Origin of the sequence: Arthrobacter woluwensis, assembly GCF_900105345.1 — a bacterium.
GTDB lineage: Bacteria > Actinomycetota > Actinomycetes > Actinomycetales > Micrococcaceae > Arthrobacter_E > Arthrobacter_E woluwensis.
On record NZ_FNSN01000003.1, the window covers coordinates 154,991 to 170,458 of the forward strand.

A 15,468-nucleotide genomic window follows, 5' to 3' on the forward strand; every position below is an offset into this window, starting at 1 on the left:
TCGGAATCGGAGGAAGGCGGGGGCTCAGTCGTCGAGCACGTCGAGGGAGGCGAGTTCGGAGATCGGGACCGGCACGGCGAGGGGCCGCTTCGCCGCCGAGGCGAGCGACGCCTGTCCGGCGGGTTCGCCGGGTCCGGCGCCGAGGCAGGAGGCCGCGAAGCCGCACACCCTCCCCTGGCACCAGCCCATGCCCACCCGGGCGAAGGACTTCAGGCTGCGGGAGTCCTCGGCGCCGAGAGCGTCCCGGGCCTCGGTGACCGCGGACACCGGCACCTCCTCGCAGCGGCACACCAGCGTCTCCGGGGTGAGCCAGTCCTGCCAGGCCGCGGGCACGGGATGCGCCTGGTGCATGGCCTGGGCGAAGCGGCGGTGCCGGTCGCGGCGGGCAGCGTCCTTCGCGGGCAGGACGACGGCGGCAGGGTCGGCGGCCGCGGTCCCCGCGGCCTGACCTTCCAGCACCGCGAGCACGGCGCCGCCGACGCCGGTCACCTCCCCCGCCAGGAACAGGCCCGGCACGGAGGACTCCTGCCGCTCGTCGACCACGGCCACGAGGGAACCGTCGGCGTCCACACGGGTCCCGGCGCCCAGGGAGAGCGGCAGTTCCATCTGCGGCGTGAAGCCCCAGCCGAAACCGACCACGTCCACGTCCTCGAAGACGCCGCCGGTGCCGGGCAGCGCGCGCCCTTCGGCGTCGGCCTTCGCCCAGCGCACCGACTGAACCCGCGCCCCTCCTTCGACCGCGGTCACGATGCTGCGGGTCTTGTACGGGATGCGGTGCCGGGCGAAGACGCCCGCGTACTCAGCCCCTTCGAGCGCCTTGCCGGGGACGGAGGCCGCGGCCTTCCAGTGCGGGAGCCAGTTCGACAGCGACGAGGACTCCAGCACCGCCAGCACGTCTCCCCCGGCCTCGGCGATGTTCGCGGCCACGGGCAGCAGGAATGGTCCGGTCCCCGCCACCACGAACCGCCGGCCCGGCAGCGCGCCGTTGGCCTTGAGGAAGGCCTGGATGCCGCCGGCCGCCATGACGCCGGGGAGGTCCCAGCCGGGCACGGGAAGCTGCCGGTCGTACCCGCCCGGGCACAGCACGAGGCGCGCGGCGTGCACGGTGGGTCCAGCGCCCTCGCCGCCCACCACGGTGCGCGTGGTGCGGAGGGTGAAGCCGCCGGCGTCGTCCCGTGACGCCATCCAGACCTGCAGCCCGGGGAGGTGCTGCACGCGTCCGGCCGCGATGCCCGCACGGAAGCGGCGGCGCAGGTCCAGGAACACGTCCCAGTCGTGGTGGCCGTGCCCGTCCGGATCGGCATCGCCCACCTCGGGGCGGTGGCGCCAGAACTGCCCGCCCGGCTGGTTCGCGGCGTCGACGACGGCGACCACGGCGCCCGCCTCCGCTGCCGCGACGGCGGCGGCCAGGCCGGCCGGGCCCGCGCCGACGACGGCGACGTCCACTCGCAGCCCACTCATCGGGCCTCCTCCGGGCTGTCCGAGTCGGCGCCGGCTTCATCCGCAAGGGTCCCGCGCACCTCCATGCCGTCGCACAGGTCCACGAGGCACGCCCGCTGATTGCTCACGCCGTCCACGGTCACGAGGCAGTCGAAGCAGACGCCGATCCCGCAGAACAGGCCGCGCGGACGGCCCTCCTTCCGGGTCCCGCGCCACGCGGTCACGCCGTTCGTGACGAGGGCCGCGCCGACGGTCTGGCCGGGAGCGGCCGTGAGGTCCCGGCCGTCGAAGGTGAAGCGGACGGCGTCGTCCAGAGTGCTCATCGGGTGGCCTCCAACGGGGTCGGGGCGACGGCGCCGAATCGCGCCGGGGCGAAGGGGGTGAGGTCGAGGTCGGGCGCGCGGCCGCTGAGGGCCTGCGACAGGAGCTTGCCGGTGCCGACGGAGAGCCCGATCCCGGCACCCTCGTGGCCCGCGGCGTGCCAGAGTCCCGGGGCGCGGTCGTCATGCCCGATCACGGGGAGGTGGTCCGGGCAGTAGGGACGGAAGCCGTGATAGTGCCGGATCGCCCGGACGCCGGCGAGGAACGGGAAGAGGCCCGTGGCGTTCTGCGCGAGCCGCCGCAGCGCCTCCGTGCTGACCGTCCGGTCGAAACCGACGCGTTCACGGGTGGAGCCGATCAGGATGGTGCCGCCGGGCGTCCCCTCGACCACCGGGGAGGCCTGCAGGCCGGCGTCGGAGCTGCCGACGTTGTCGATGTACTCGGCCGCGTACACCTTGTGGTGGACCATGGGCGGGAGCGGTTCGGTGACCATGACGAAGCCGCGGCGCGGCATGACGGGGACGTTCACGCCCGCGAGCGCGCCGATCTCCCCGGCCCAGGTCCCCGTGCAGTTGACCACGTTCCCGGCGGCGAAGTCGCCCCGCGTGGTCCGGACTCCGGTGACGCGGTCGCCGTCGCGCATCATGCCGGTCACGGTGGCGCCCGCGTGGAACACGGCGCCCGCCTCGGTGGCCAGCCGCACGAGGTGCGCGGCCACCAGCATGGGCTGGACCTGCGAATCCTCCGGGTAGTACGCGCCGCCGAGCGCGTCGGGGGTGATGTGCGGTTCGGCGCGGCGCAGGGCGGCCGGGTCCAGTTCCTCGACCGCGACGCCGAAGCCGCGCTGCACGCTCATCACGCGGTGCAGGGACTCCAGACTGCTGGGCCGCGAGGCGACGATGATCCCGCCTTTCGCCTCGAACTCCCAGAGGTGACGGTGTTCGGCGAGCTCGCCCTTCCAGACGGAGAGCGAGTAGCGGGTCAGCTCGAGTTCCGGGCCGAGTTCCTTGTCCGAGACGAGGATGTTCCCCTCGCAGGCCGACGACGTCCCACTGGCGGGAAGGCCCTGGTCCACGATCGTCACGGACAGTCCGGCCTTCGCCGCGAAGTAGGCGGTGGCGGCGCCGATCACTCCCGCGCCGATCACCAGGACATCGCAGGCCCTGCTCATGGGTACTCCTTGGGGTTAGGGTGCCGGTGGCCGGCTGGTGTCGTGCTGGCCGGATTCCTGGTGTCCCGTGGCCCAGAGGCCGCGGGTGTGCCCGAGGTGGCGGCGCATGAGGGCTTCCGCCCCCGCCGCGTCGCCCGCCTGGATGAGGTCCAGGAGTTCGTCGTGCTCCTTGGCGGAGCTGGACAGCTGGTGGTTGTCGCTGAGGGTCCTCAGGCCGTACATGCGGGTCCGCATGCGGAGCCGGGTGGCGAGGTCCTCCAGCTGGCTGTTGCCGTAGAAGCTGAGCAGTTCGCTGTGGAAGGTGCGGTCGTTGACGAGGTACGCCGTCAGGTCGCCCTCCTCGGCCGCGGTGACGATGGCGGCGGCCAGCGTCCGCAGGCGGGGGAACGCGCTCTCCGGGATCCGGCCGGGGAGCTTCCCGACCGTCGGCGCCTCGATCATGAGGCGGATCTCGGTGATCTCGTCCAGCTCCTCCTCGCTCACCCCGAGGACCCGGAAGCCCTTGTTCTTCACGGTCTCCACGAGGCCCTCGCGGGCGAGGTCCATCATGGCCTCCCGGACGGGGGTGGCGGACACCCCGAACACGGCGCCCAGCGCGGGCGCGGAGTACAGGGTGCCCTCCTCCAGGCTGCCGGCGATGATGGCCGCGCGCAGGGACTCCGTCACGCTCTCCCGCAGGTTCGGCTTGGGGGCGATCGGGGCGAGGGGAAGATCAGACACGGGGTTCACGGCTGTCACTCCTGGGGTGCTCATGGGATGGTTCCCCCTTCATACACCATCGCGGCGGTGACGAGGTCCTCCCAGGCCATGCCCACGCCCGCGTAAAGACAGGGTTTTCCGGGGATCCGTGCGATCCCGTCGACCACCAGGTCCCGCAGGTTCGCCGGCCGGATCCGCTGCCACTCCTCCGCGCTGCGCGCCGGGATCAGATCGCCGGCTTCCCGCAGCGCCGAGGCGCGCCCCTCGACCACCACGTCACTGCGGCGCACCAGCGCGGCGTCGACCTCGCGGGCGTCCAGGCCATGCTGCCCGACGGCGGCCACCACGGCGTCCGGCGCGACGGCGGCGCCGTCGAAGAGCGGCGTCGTGGACGTGGTGGCGCAGAGGATCACGTCCGCCGTGCCCACGTCCGCGGCGGACCGGGCCGCGACGTCGACGCCCTCGGCGGCAAGGGTCTCCACGAGCACGCGGACACGGTCCTCGCTGCGGCCGACGACGCCGAGCCGCGCCCCCGGCAGAAGCGCGTGCGCGGCGCGGAGGTGATTGAGCGCCTGGACGCCCGCTCCGAACACCAGGACCCGCGGGGCCTCCGGGGCGCCGCCCGGCGTGGCCGCGAGGATCCGCGTGACCGCCAACAGGGTGACCGCCGGGGTGCGGATGGCCGTCAGCTCGGTGCCGTCCAGGAGCGCCACCGGGGCCAGCGTGTCCGAGCTGTAGAGGACGTACACCCCCTGGATCTTCTCGAGACCTCGAGCGGGGTTCCCGGGGGCCACGGTCAGGGCCTTCACGCCGCTGTAGCGGGCGCCGGAGGCCGGCATCAGGAGGAACTCGCCGCCCGGGGCCGGGCTGAAGACCCGGGGTCCGTCCTGCTCGGGGTCCACGTCGTCGCGGAGCGCCGCGGCCAGGGCGTCCACGGCGGCACGCCAGGGGGCGCGGGCGCGGACCTGTGCGGCGTCGAAGTACGGCAGGCTCATAGGAGGAACCCCTCCTGGAACGGATCGCTCGGGTCGAGGAAGTACTGCGCGGTCCCCGTGATCCAGGCGCGGCCCGTCACGGTGGGGACCACGGCCGGGCGACCGGCCACCTCGGTCTCGGCCACGAGGCGCCCGATGAACTGGGAGCCGATGAAGGACTCGTTGACGAAGTCCGTGTTCAGAGCGAGTTCACCGCGGGCATGCAGCTGCGCCATCCGGGCGCTGGTTCCGGTGCCGCAGGGCGAGCGGTCGAACCAGCCCGGGTGGATGGCCATGGCGTGCCGGGAGTGCTCCGCGGTGGATCCGGGGGCCTGAAGGTACACGTGGTGGCAGGCGCGGATGTCCGGACGTTCCGGGTGCACCGGCTCGTCCGTGGCGTTGATGGCGTCCATGATCGCGAGGCCCGCCTTCAGCAGATCGTCCTTGCGCTCCCGTTCGAACGGCAGCCCGAGGTCCTCCAGCTTCACGACGGCGTAGAAGTTCCCGCCGAACGCCAGGTCGTACGGAACGGCGCCGTAGCCCGGGACGTCGACCGTGGCGTCGAGCCGGTCCACGAAGGACGGCACATTGCGGAGCGTCACCGACTCGGCGTGGCCGTCCTTCACGGCCACCTCCGCGATGACCAGTCCGGCCGGAGTGTCCAACCGCACCGTGGTCACCGGCTCGACCACCTCCACCATGCCCGTCTCCACGAGCACGGTCGCGACGCCAATCGTCCCGTGTCCGCACATGGGCAGCAGCCCTGACACCTCGATGTAGAGGACGCCGAAGTCCGCGTCGGGACGGGTGGACGGCTGCAGGATCGCGCCGCTCATCGAGGCATGACCCCGGGGTTCGTACATGAGGAGCGTGCGGATCCAGTCACTGTTCTCCATGAACCAGAGGCGCTTCTCCGCCATCGTGGCACCCGGGATGGTCCCGACGCCGCCCGTGATCACCCGGGTGGGCATGCCCTCGGTGTGTGAGTCGACGGCGTGAAAGACGCGCTTGGTCCGCATCGTTGCTCCTTGGTTGGTGGGTTGGTTTCCGGTGGCTTCAGTCCCCGGGGTTCCGGGCCTCCGGAAAGTCGCGCATCGCGGGTGGATGCCCTCCGCAGCTCGCTCTGCGAGCAAGGAGCGCTTCCGCCCGTGTCTAAGCGACGTCGGAGACCCGGAACCCCGGGGACCCAGACCGCTCACCCAGTGCCACTCACCGGATCTGCGAGTGGCACCGGATCGCCTGAGGTTATTTGTAACCCTTGGCGAGGACGGCTTCGGTGTCGCGGGTGATCGCGGCGACCGTTTCCGGGGAGAGCGGGCCGCGCGGCGGGCGGGTCACGCCGCCTCGCTGGCCCACGATGTCCTGGGAGAGCTTGATCGCCTGGACGAACTCGGTCTTGCTGTCCCAGCGCATGAGCGGGTGCAGATCGCGGTAGATGTCGCGTGCCCGGGCCAGGTCGTCGCCCTGGTCCGAGATGGCCAGGCGGTAGAGCTCCATGGAGATTTCCGGGATGGCGTTCGGGTAACCGGACACCCAGCCCACGGCGCCGGCGAGGCCGAGCTCCAGGACGGTGTCGTCCGCGCCCATGATGATGTCCAGCTCCGGGGCGAGTTCCTTGATCTCGTACGGACGGCGGACGTCGCCGCTGAATTCCTTCACGCCCACGATCAGGCCCTCGCCGTGGAGGCGGGCGAGCAGCCGCGGCGTGAGGTCCACCTTGGTGTCGATCGGGTTGTTGTAGGCCACGATCGGAAGGCCGGCCTTGGCCACCAGACGGTAGTGCTCCACCACCTCGTCCTCGTTGGCACGGTAGGTGTTCGGCGGGAGTGCCAGGACGGACTGCGCCCCGGCCTCGGCGGCCTGCTCGGCCCAGCGGAGGGACTGCAGACCTCCATAGGCCCCGACGCCGGCCATCACGGTGAAGCCCTCGGGCGCGGCCTCGATGGCGGTGGTGATGACGCGGGCCCGCTCCTCGTCGGAGAGGGTCTGGTACTCGCCCAGAGACCCGTTGGGGGCCACGCCGTCGCAGCCGCCGGCGGCGAGGAACGCGATGTTCTGGGCGTACGCGTCGTAGTCCACGCTCAGGTCGTCGTTGAACGGGAGGGTGGTGGCGACGTGGACTCCACGCCACGGCTTACGGACTTCGGTCATTTCCGGTTCCTTTCAAGGAGGCGGCTCAGCGCCACGGGGGCAGCCGCACTGTGAGTCGCCTCACAGGATCAATTTACCATGTGACATTGCACAATAGGGAAGGATGATGCCGGGGCTCTCGCCCCGGCATCAGGGGTGAATCAGCTGGCTGGGACCACGTACTGCTGGTCGGCCACCTTGCCCAGGCCTTCGGTGAGGCCCGCGCCCGTCAGGAGCTTGGTGATGGTGCCGTCCTTGCGCTGCGACTCGATGCCGTCACTGAGCGCCTGCTTCAGGCTGGTGTTGCCCTTGGTCAGCGGGAAAGCGGCTTCCGGCGAGTGGGTGATGGCGCCGACGCGGGGGTCCGGCTTGTCGTTGGCCAGGGAGACCGTCACGCCCTTGGCGTCCTTGAACTGCAGCACCTGCACGCCGTAGGCGTCCACGTCCGCGTCCAGACGGCCGGCGTCGAAGTCCGCCTTCAGCTCCACGCTGGAGGGGTAGGTGACCAGCTTGTCGCCCAGGATCTTCTTGAGGTCCTCGACCCAGAGGTAACCGTCGATCGTGCCGACCTTGTTCATCTTCTCCAGGTCGGCCACCGTCTTGGCGCCGGTCTTGGTGGCGATGCCCATGCCGTCCAGGTAGGTGGAGGCGGAGAAGTCCACGGCCTTGAGGCGCTTCTCGGTCGCGTCGATCGTGCCGACGGCCAGGTCGATGCTGCCGCCGGAGATCGACTGCACGGCGTCGGCGTAGGTCGCCTGCTGGTAGACCGGGGTCAGGCACTCGTCCTTGGCGATCTTGTCCACGATCGAGATGTCGATGCCGGTCGGCTTGCCGCTGTTGTAGCTGCTGAAGGGCGGGATGTCGATGACGCCGACGGTCAGCTTGCCCGGAGCGACGGTGGTGACGCCCTGGTGCTTCGGCGTGCAGTCGGCCGACGCCGTCGTCGAACCGGAGCTTCCGCAGGCCGTCAGGCCGACCCCTGCGAGGAGGACGACGGCGGCCAGCGCACCGGGGCGCTTGAGCTTCTGGATTTTCATGGGGTTCCTCTCAAAGGGGGTTGTGGGGGTTTCAGAGGCCGGGTCAGGCATGGCGGGACATGCGCTTTTCGAAGTAGACGGTGATCCACGTGGCCGGCATGGAGATCGCGGCGTAACAGATGCCGGCCAGGGTGAAGATCTGCAGGTAGTTGAAGTCCTGGCTGCCGATGTTGTAGGCGGACTTCATCAGTTCCGGGACCGCGATGGCGTAGGCGAGCGAAGTGCCCTGGAACATCTGGATGGCCACGCCCATCAGGCCCGGGATCGCCGAGCGCATGCCTTGCGGCATGATGACGCGGAAGAACGTGTCGCGGGACGACAGGCCCAGCACCTGGGCCGCCTCGGTCTGACCACGGGCCACGGACTGGAGGCCCGCCCGGATGATCTCGCTCGAGTACGCCGCGGCGTTCCACACGAGTGCGATGCACGCGGCCTGGATGCTCTCGAACGCGATGCCGAATTTCGGCAGGCCGTAGTAGACCAGGTACAGGATCACAAGGGCGGGGGCGCCACGGCCGATCTCGACGATCGCCAGGCCCAGGGTCCGGATGACCAGGTTCTTGCGCTGCACCATGACGCTCAGGAGCAGGCCGAGCGGGTAGCCGATGACGATCGACACCCCGGCGATGAAGAGGCTCACACCGAGCCCGGACAGCATCTGGGGCATGTAGCCCGCCCATTGCTGAAGCCAGTTCATACGAAGATCGCCTTCCTCATGCGAGCGTCGAGACGGCGGGACAGGAAGGCCACCGGCAGGCTCAGGACGATGTAGATGACGCCCACGATCACGTACGGGAGGATGCCCTCGACCGTGGGATGCTGACGGGCGAACGACTGGGACTGGAACACCATCTCCGCCACGATGATGGTGGAGGCGATGGACGAGTCCTTCAGCAGGCCCACGAGATACGTGGCGATGGACGGGGAGACGATCCGGAACGCCTGCGGAATCACGACGCCGAAGAACGTGGTGGCGCCGGAGAGACCCAGGGCCTTGGACGCCTCCAGCTGGCCGCGCGGCACGGCCTGGATGCCGCCGCGGTAGATCTCGGCCAGATAGGCGATCGACACCACGCCCAGGCCCACGATCGCCGCGTTGACCGGGTCGAACTTGAACGTCCCCAGATGGATGCCGAACTTCAGCAGGAACAGCCAGACGATGATCGGCACGCCGCGGATCAGGTCCACGAGCAGGCGCGCGGCCCAGCGCAGCGGCGCCACGGGCGAGGTCAGGGCCAGGGAGAGCGGAACCGCTCCGACGATGCCGATGGCGAACGCGGCGAGCGTCAGCCACAGCGTCATGGGCAGGCCCTGGACGACGGCGGTGAGCGCTTCCATGTCAGCGCTCCAGGACGGCGCGGAGGAAGCGGCGGGTGCGCGCCTCCTGCGGGTCACTCATGATGGCGCGCGGATCGCCCTGTTCGATGATCTTGCAGTCCGCCATGACCACGAGGGTGTCGGAGACGTCGCGGGCGAACTGCATCTCATGCGTGACCACCACCATGGTCATGCCGTCCGCCGCGAGCTCCCGCATGACGGCCAGCACTTCCAGGCCGACCTCGGGGTCCAGGGCGGACGTGGGTTCGTCGAAGAGCATGATCGACGGATCCAGGGCGAGAGCCCGGGCGATGGCGATGCGCTGCTGCTGGCCGCCGGAACAGCGCCCGGGGTGCTGGTTCGCCTTGTCCTTGAGACCCACGCGTTCGAGCAGCTGCATGGCCCGCTCGTCGGCCTCCTCCTTGCCGCGGCCCAGCACCCGCTGCTGCGGGAAGCTGATGTTCTTCAGCGCCGTCATGTGCGGGAAGAGGTTGAAGGACTGGAAGACCATGCCGACGGCGCTGCGCAGGCGGGCCAGGTCCTTGGGGGCGATGTTCTTCCCGGGTTCGATCGTGTGCCCGGCCACCCGGATGGTGCCGCCGTCCGGCTGCTCCAGCAGGTTGATGCACCGGAGGAAGGTGCTCTTGCCGGCGCCGGAGGGGCCGATCAAAGCCGTGACGGTGCCGGGCTCCACATCCAGAGACACATCGTCCAGGACCACATGGTCGCCGTAGTGCTTCCTGATGTTCTCCAGCTGGATGCCGAGCCGTGGCACCCGGTGCGCTTCGGTGGGGGTTGATTTCGCCATGCCTGTCTTCCCTGCCAGGGCCGGAGCTCCGACCACGTGAGTGCCATGTGATTCACATCACTGGATCTGTACAATGTTACATGTCACGTGCCGTTGGTCAAGAGTGTTTCCAGGGGAGTTTTCAGGCTGGATCGCCGCAGTGCGCCAGGGGTCCGCGAGCCCCCTCCGGTCTGAGCGCCCTCACGACGACGGGCGGGGAGCCGGAACATCCGTCCCAGCGCCCCGCCCGCACCGCCGTCCGCCCACCCGGGCGGAGCAGATCAGCCCATGGTCTTCTGACCGTCCAGGGCCTCCCGGATGATGTCCGCATGCCCCGCGTGCTGGGTCGTCTCGGCGATGATGTGGATCAGCGTGCGCCGCACCGACCACGTCCGGGCTTCGCTCCACGGCGTCTCGGGGAGCTCATAGGACGCCCCGAGGTCTTCCAGCCCCTCGACCACGCGAGCGGTCTCCTCCGCAGCGGCCCGGTAGTCCTCCAGGGCGCCGGCCAGCGTCTCTCCCTCGGTCAGGCGGAATCCATCGGCATAACGAGCGAAATCCTCCTCGGTCAGGTTCGAGAAACTGCTCGTCGCGGCCGCCGACTCCGGGCCGTTCACGATGAAGTCCACCCAATGCCGCTCCACCGACGTGACGTGCTTGATCAGGCCGCCGAGCGTCAGCTCGCTGACCGTGGTGCGCTTCCGGGCGTCCTCTTCGCTCGCCCCGCGGCAGGTGTAGCTGAGGAACTCGTGGGCCTGGGCCAGGGCGCCCAGCAGATCGGCCTTCTCGCCCGTGCCCACAGCGTTGATCATCCGTGCAGTCATGACATCTCCTTGGTCGTTCCGGTCTTGATGTCTTCCACGCTACGCACCATTGGTGTCACTTTCCGTCCTCAATCGGGGGGAGACTGAGATCATGGCGAACACGAGTTCACGAACGCTCCGGCTGCTCTCGCTGCTGCAGGCCAGACGGTACTGGCCGGGGGCCGAGCTGGCCGGACGGCTGGAGGTGTCCGTGCGGACGCTCCGGCGCGACGTCGAGCGCCTCCGGGATCTCGGCTACCCCGTGGAGGCCGCCCGCGGAGTCGACGGCGGCTACCAGCTCGCGTCCGGCGCGGCGATGCCGCCGTTGCTGCTCGACGACGAGGAGGCCGTCGCCCTCGCGATCGCCCTGCGGTCTGCAGCCCAGGGGGCGGTGAGCGGCGTCGCCGAAGCCTCAGTGCGGGCCCTGGCCAAGCTGGTCCAAGTGATGCCGCGGGGGCTCAGGAGGCGGGTCGAGGCGATCGGAGCCGCCACGGAAAGCCATTTCTGGGAACCGGTCGAGGAAGCGATCGACCCGGAACTCCTGATCATCATCGGACAGGCCTGCCGGGACCAGGAACGGATCGGGTTCGACTACACCGCGGCCGACGGGCGCGCGAGCACGCGCCACGTCGAGCCCCTGCGCATGGTCCGCCTCGGGCTGCGGTGGTACCTGGTCTGCTACGACCTGGACCGCGGCGAATGGCGCTCCTTCCGCCTGGACCGGATGAGCCGGCCGGTCCCGACCGGCGCCCGGTTCGCCCCGCGGACCCTGCCGGCGGAGAACCCCGTCGCGTTCATCCGCGACCGGGCCGACAAGGCGCAGGGTTCGCAGGACGTGGTCGCCCTGGTCTCGGCGCCGGCACAGCACGTGACCGAGAGGATCGGCCGATGGTCCACCCTGGAGGAGGTCGCCGCGACCCGCTGCCGCGTGACGGTGCACGCCAAGACCCTGGACTGGGCTCTGATGGCGCTCGGCATGCTCGACGCCGACTACACGATCGAAGCGCCGCAGTCCGCGATCGAGGGAGGCCGCGAGTGGGCCGAGCGGCTGCTGAGGGCGACCGCTGCCGACCGCCGGCCCTGACGGCGGGGACGCGCCGTCGCCCTCTCGCATCATTCCGGCGCCCGGCCCGCTCTCATCGCCTGGGCGCGGAAAGCCCGGGGGTTCGGGAGGTCCGCCGTCTCAAAAGCCCTGCGCAGGCGCTGCGTGTTATCGAATCCGGAATAGGTGGCGACCTCCTCCACCGTGAGATTCACATACATCGGATCGCTCAGCAACCGCTTCGCCTCTTGAAGCCGGCGGTCGCGGATGGCCTGGCTGACATTCTTCCCCTGCTGCGCATAGATGTCCTGGAGATTCCTGACGGACATCTTCAGAAGTGACGCGAGTTCGGTCACCGAGAATGAGGGATCGATATAGCGCCCGTTGATCAGATACTGGGACTGACTGAACGCACCGGAGCGCCCGCGGCGCTCGGATTCACTGACACCCCGCACGCTCAGGACGATGCTGGCGACCATTTCCTGCAGGAATTGATCGATGAAGTAATTGTTGAGCGGACCTGCGGGGTGATGGTGGGCGACGGAGGTGCCGAAGGCGAGAATCGACTCGGAAAGTGTGCCGGCGGGACCGAATTGCAGCGGGTCCGCGCCGAAGGACCCATTGTTATATCCTTCGAGAATTTCTTTGGATGTTTCAATGATGAGGACACGTGCGCCGTCGGAGAATTCAACGGTCCGGTTCTCGCCGGGCCGGAGGAGGAATCCATGGCCGGCCTGCCGGGCCATGGCCCCTCTTCTGGAATGCACACTCATCGTCCCTTCCGAGACGATCGAGAGTTTCACCGACCCTATTCCCGGATCGTGATGGATATCGTAAACACCTCCGTCGATGACCACATCCGAAGCGCCGGTGTTGCCGGTGTAGAAACTGATCCCCTGGGCCGAAAAGGTCGGCGACGACTGGGAGGACACACCGAACTTCCCGGCGCTCTCGACGTTGAGGAGCGTCCCTACTCCGGACGTGATGTCCTCGACGAGCCCGCTCTCCTCGACGACCAGCTTATTCTCGATGACCTTCCATTCAACGGGACCCCGGTGAGGGTGTGGAATCGGCGGCGTCGCCTTCATCGGTCTCCTTCGTCTTGCGAATCGTGCACAGCCTCGTGGCCACCGCCGCACCCGGACTGAGCTCCACGGGCGCAGGCACCCAGGTCACCGCGCGGACGTCCCCGGCGAGGTCGAAAGCAGCCGGGATCCCCACAACAGGCGGACGATGGTTCATTTCGCGCAGGAAGTGCGTCGAATTGCGCAATTCCCCCGGCGGTTGGTCACAAGTGTGAGTGTGTTTCCGCGCGTTTCGTGACGCGGAAAACTGTGATTAATTTGTTTCCGGCCCTCGGACATTGACCGGGCGTCAAGGCTGCGAGAACGCCCGGATGCCCCTCACAGTAACCTGAGGAATACCACCGGCCACGTCATTTTTCTGCAAAGTGTCGTCTGGCACGTTTATGTCGATTGTTTGGCGCAGATTTCATTCTTTTGGTTGAAAGCGCTCAATTCATGATGCATTGTTGGCTCGAAACAGTGCCTCGGAGATTCAGCTTCCGAACTACTTCATTCCATGGGAGAAAAACCTTGCCCGACATCACTCCGCCTTCAGCCCACCAGGTCACCCGCCGCTCCGTCGCACGGTCCGCCGTGTGGGCGACGCCCGTCATCGCCGCCGCCGTCGCCGCTCCGGCGGCCGCCGCCTCCGTGACCCCGACCTGTCCCACCTGCATCAAAGCCGGCATCCCCCTGGTGGGCGGCCTGGCGTCCGGCGCCTGGACCTCGCAGGCACTGGTCGCCGGCAACAAGGGCACCATCGCCCTGGGAGGCGCTTTCGGCCTCGACGCGACCCAGTGCGGGATCACCTGGCAGAACATCTTCCAGCCGGCCTTCACCTTCGTCGTCACGCAGGCCACGCTGACCATGTCCGACGGCCGGACCTACAACTCCGGGGTCGGTGCGGGCGTCGGAGCCGGCAACACGTCCACCGTCGGCGTCTTCCCGAGCGCCTTCGTCTTCACCAACGTCTCCCTCCCGAACGGCGGAGCGGTCGTGGGCATCGGATCCTATCCAGTCGTTCCCAAGACGCTGTCGGTGAACGTCACCCTGTCACTCCAGTACGGCCTCGGCCTGACCCTCCAGTGCCCTTACACGCTGACGTGGAACCTCAACGGTGTGGCCACCGGTGGGGTGGCCTTCGGCATCGGCACCGTGAACTTCTCGGGTGTCGCCACCGTCTGAGGCCTCCCGCCTCGTCATCTCCCCCGGTTCCCGGCCTGAGCCTTCAGGCCTCCGTCCGGACGATTTCTACCGAAGGAAACAGCATGACTAGCATCCCGTTCACCCAGGCCCGCGCAGATCAGATCGTGGCAGGCGTCAACCAGACCGACGCCGCCGCCTTCGCCGCCGTCCTCGCGCTGCCGGACAACCTGGTCCCCCTCCCCGCGGTCGCCGCGAACACCTCCTGGCCGGCCGACGCCCGCATCGACGCTTCGACGTTCGTCGCCAACGGCAGTGCCGGCGTCGCGCAGATCTCCTCGAAAGGCCTGTCCGCCGAGCTCTCTCTCGTGCTCCAGGACGACGTCTGGAAGATCGCCCCGAGCGGCGCCTACGGCAACGAGGTCGAAGCCGCCCGCTAGCCGGTTCACCCCCGGCCCGAAGTCTGGGCACCTCACCCGATGGGGGAGTGAGATGCCCACCACGCGTGACCTTCACCGACACCTCGAAGGCCACGCACCGCAAGCGTGGCTGCACTGCATGCCCCCCTAGGTGGAAGTGCAGCCACGCTTGTCCCACCCACCACCAAGGACACCTCCCTCATATGCTCCTCTTTCAGAACGTGCTGGACCCGAACAACGGAAAGCCTCTGCTCCTCGAAGCCGAGGGAAGCGACTATGAGGAAGCGCGCGCGAAACTCCTCCGGCGCCTTGAGGACCTGGCCCGGGGCGGCGGAGAGGCGACGTCCGGCTCCCCCGCCCTCACGCGGCGGGCCTCGCTGGTCCGCCATGTCGCCGAAACCACGCCGGGGACGACCGGGATTCCGCCGTGCGCATGCTGTTTCCGCACCGTGTGAGCCTGCCGCCAGGCCAAGGACCGGAGAACGCTGAATGTCGCCTGTGACCCACCGGATCACTGTCGGAGACCTTGTACGAGTCGCCCGCCCCACCGTCATCGAGGGGACCGACTACACGGACCGCAGAGGAACCGTGATGCGCGAACGCTTCGACGTCCGCGGATTCACCCTGTTCGTCACCTTCCCCGAGGCAGGGCTGGCGTCGGACTGGTTCCACCCCGATGAACTGGAGCGATGAGCCGACGCGGGCACGACGGCGCCCGCCTCGGAGCCCCCTCCCGCCCCTCTCCAGGGGCTGAACGATCGCCACAGTGTAGGACCGAAAACCCCGAGCAGAAAGGGGGTTAACCGGCTCCCGTGAGACCTGTTTGAGTGGTTTCAAGGTCGCAGCAGCGGCCGGTTGGAAGCACACGAAAGGAGATCATCATGGCCGATCGCGAAAACCCAGGTCAGTTCGGAAACCGTGAAGACACCGAGGAGCAGGCCCGTCGTGGAGGCGAGTCGAGTTCCGGCCAGTTCGGTGCGGAGAACGGCGCCGACCCCTCAGAGGCCGGCCGCAAGGGCGGCGAGAACAGCTCCGGCCAGTTCGGAGCCGAGAACGGCGCCGACCCCTCAGAAGCCGGACGTCGCGGAGGCGAGAACAGCCATGGCGGCAACGGCTGATTG

19 protein-coding genes are annotated in these 15,468 nt (G+C 68.9%); 6 read left to right on the forward strand and 13 right to left on the reverse strand.

Annotated elements, in window-relative coordinates; genetic code table 11:
• Positions 1-24: 24 nt before the first annotated feature.
• The 12 genes from BLV63_RS01350 to BLV63_RS01405 form a co-directional block, all read right to left on the reverse strand.
• Positions 25-1,461, reverse strand: a complete 1,437-nt coding sequence (locus BLV63_RS01350; protein ID WP_066216562.1) for an FAD-dependent oxidoreductase — start codon at positions 1,459-1,461, stop codon at positions 25-27.
• Positions 1,458-1,763 (reverse strand): (2Fe-2S)-binding protein, encoded by a 306-nt coding sequence (locus BLV63_RS01355; RefSeq protein WP_066216558.1) that lies wholly within the window; start codon positions 1,761-1,763, stop codon positions 1,458-1,460. Before BLV63_RS01355 ends, BLV63_RS01350 begins: the two co-directional genes overlap by 4 nt.
• Positions 1,760-2,932, reverse strand: coding sequence for an NAD(P)/FAD-dependent oxidoreductase (locus BLV63_RS01360; protein WP_066216555.1), 1,173 nt, complete (start codon positions 2,930-2,932; stop codon positions 1,760-1,762). Before BLV63_RS01360 ends, BLV63_RS01355 begins: the two co-directional genes overlap by 4 nt.
• A gap of 15 nt (positions 2,933-2,947) precedes the next feature.
• Positions 2,948-3,652, reverse strand: a complete 705-nt coding sequence (locus BLV63_RS01365; protein ID WP_066216719.1) for a GntR family transcriptional regulator — start codon at positions 3,650-3,652, stop codon at positions 2,948-2,950.
• A gap of 29 nt (positions 3,653-3,681) precedes the next feature.
• Complete coding sequence (locus BLV63_RS01370; RefSeq protein WP_066216552.1) at positions 3,682-4,626, reverse strand: ornithine cyclodeaminase family protein; 945 nt, start codon at positions 4,624-4,626, stop codon at positions 3,682-3,684.
• Positions 4,623-5,624, reverse strand: a complete 1,002-nt coding sequence (locus tag BLV63_RS01375) for a proline racemase family protein (RefSeq protein WP_066216549.1) — start codon at positions 5,622-5,624, stop codon at positions 4,623-4,625. Before BLV63_RS01375 ends, BLV63_RS01370 begins: the two co-directional genes overlap by 4 nt.
• A gap of 226 nt (positions 5,625-5,850) precedes the next feature.
• Complete coding sequence (locus BLV63_RS01380) at positions 5,851-6,756, reverse strand: dihydrodipicolinate synthase family protein (protein WP_066216546.1); 906 nt, start codon at positions 6,754-6,756, stop codon at positions 5,851-5,853.
• A 140-nt stretch (positions 6,757-6,896) separates the two neighbouring features.
• Positions 6,897-7,772 carry a substrate-binding periplasmic protein gene (locus BLV63_RS01385; RefSeq protein ID WP_066216544.1) on the reverse strand — a complete coding sequence of 292 codons (876 nt, stop codon included), beginning with the start codon at positions 7,770-7,772 and terminating at the stop codon, positions 6,897-6,899.
• A 43-nt stretch (positions 7,773-7,815) separates the two neighbouring features.
• Positions 7,816-8,469, reverse strand: a complete 654-nt coding sequence (locus BLV63_RS01390) for an amino acid ABC transporter permease (RefSeq protein WP_066216542.1) — start codon at positions 8,467-8,469, stop codon at positions 7,816-7,818.
• The gene (locus BLV63_RS01395; protein ID WP_066216538.1) at positions 8,466-9,110 is read right to left on the reverse strand and encodes an amino acid ABC transporter permease; all 645 of its coding nucleotides are present in this window, start codon (positions 9,108-9,110) and stop codon (positions 8,466-8,468) included. The genes BLV63_RS01390 and BLV63_RS01395 overlap by 4 nt, the downstream gene beginning before the upstream one ends.
• Before the next feature lies 1 nt (position 9,111).
• Positions 9,112-9,897, reverse strand: a complete 786-nt coding sequence (locus BLV63_RS01400) for an amino acid ABC transporter ATP-binding protein (RefSeq protein WP_066216535.1) — start codon at positions 9,895-9,897, stop codon at positions 9,112-9,114.
• A 260-nt stretch (positions 9,898-10,157) separates the two neighbouring features.
• Entirely contained in the window at positions 10,158-10,700 is a 543-nt protein-coding gene (locus BLV63_RS01405) for a DinB family protein (RefSeq protein WP_066216533.1), read from the reverse strand.
• Between the two features lie 91 nt (positions 10,701-10,791).
• Here BLV63_RS01405 and BLV63_RS01410 point away from each other — a divergent pair, with 91 nt between their 5' ends.
• Entirely contained in the window at positions 10,792-11,763 is a 972-nt protein-coding gene (locus BLV63_RS01410; protein ID WP_066216530.1) for a helix-turn-helix transcriptional regulator, read from the forward strand.
• A gap of 29 nt (positions 11,764-11,792) precedes the next feature.
• Here BLV63_RS01410 and BLV63_RS01415 read toward each other — a convergent pair whose 3' ends face one another.
• The gene (locus BLV63_RS01415; RefSeq protein WP_066216527.1) at positions 11,793-12,809 is read right to left on the reverse strand and encodes a helix-turn-helix domain-containing protein; all 1,017 of its coding nucleotides are present in this window, start codon (positions 12,807-12,809) and stop codon (positions 11,793-11,795) included.
• Positions 12,810-13,316: 507 nt separating this feature from the next.
• On the opposite strand from BLV63_RS01415, the gene BLV63_RS01420 reads away from it, so the two are divergent.
• The 5 genes from BLV63_RS01420 to BLV63_RS01435 all read left to right on the forward strand — a co-directional run bounded on the left by BLV63_RS01420 (position 13,317) and on the right by BLV63_RS01435 (position 15,465).
• Entirely contained in the window at positions 13,317-13,970 is a 654-nt protein-coding gene (locus tag BLV63_RS01420) for a hypothetical protein (protein WP_066216524.1), read from the forward strand.
• Positions 13,971-14,053: 83 nt separating this feature from the next.
• A complete protein-coding gene (locus tag BLV63_RS01425; protein WP_066216521.1) occupies positions 14,054-14,368 on the forward strand; it encodes a hypothetical protein in 315 nt (104 codons plus the stop codon).
• A 182-nt stretch (positions 14,369-14,550) separates the two neighbouring features.
• Positions 14,551-14,802 carry a hypothetical protein gene (locus BLV63_RS01430; RefSeq protein ID WP_066216517.1) on the forward strand — a complete coding sequence of 84 codons (252 nt, stop codon included), beginning with the start codon at positions 14,551-14,553 and terminating at the stop codon, positions 14,800-14,802.
• Positions 14,803-14,845: 43 nt separating this feature from the next.
• Positions 14,846-15,040, forward strand: a complete 195-nt coding sequence (locus tag BLV63_RS18255; RefSeq protein ID WP_175533603.1) for a hypothetical protein — start codon at positions 14,846-14,848, stop codon at positions 15,038-15,040.
• Between the two features lie 188 nt (positions 15,041-15,228).
• Complete coding sequence (locus BLV63_RS01435; RefSeq protein ID WP_066216510.1) at positions 15,229-15,465, forward strand: con-10 family general stress protein; 237 nt, start codon at positions 15,229-15,231, stop codon at positions 15,463-15,465.
• The last annotated feature ends 3 nt before the right edge of the window (positions 15,466-15,468 follow it).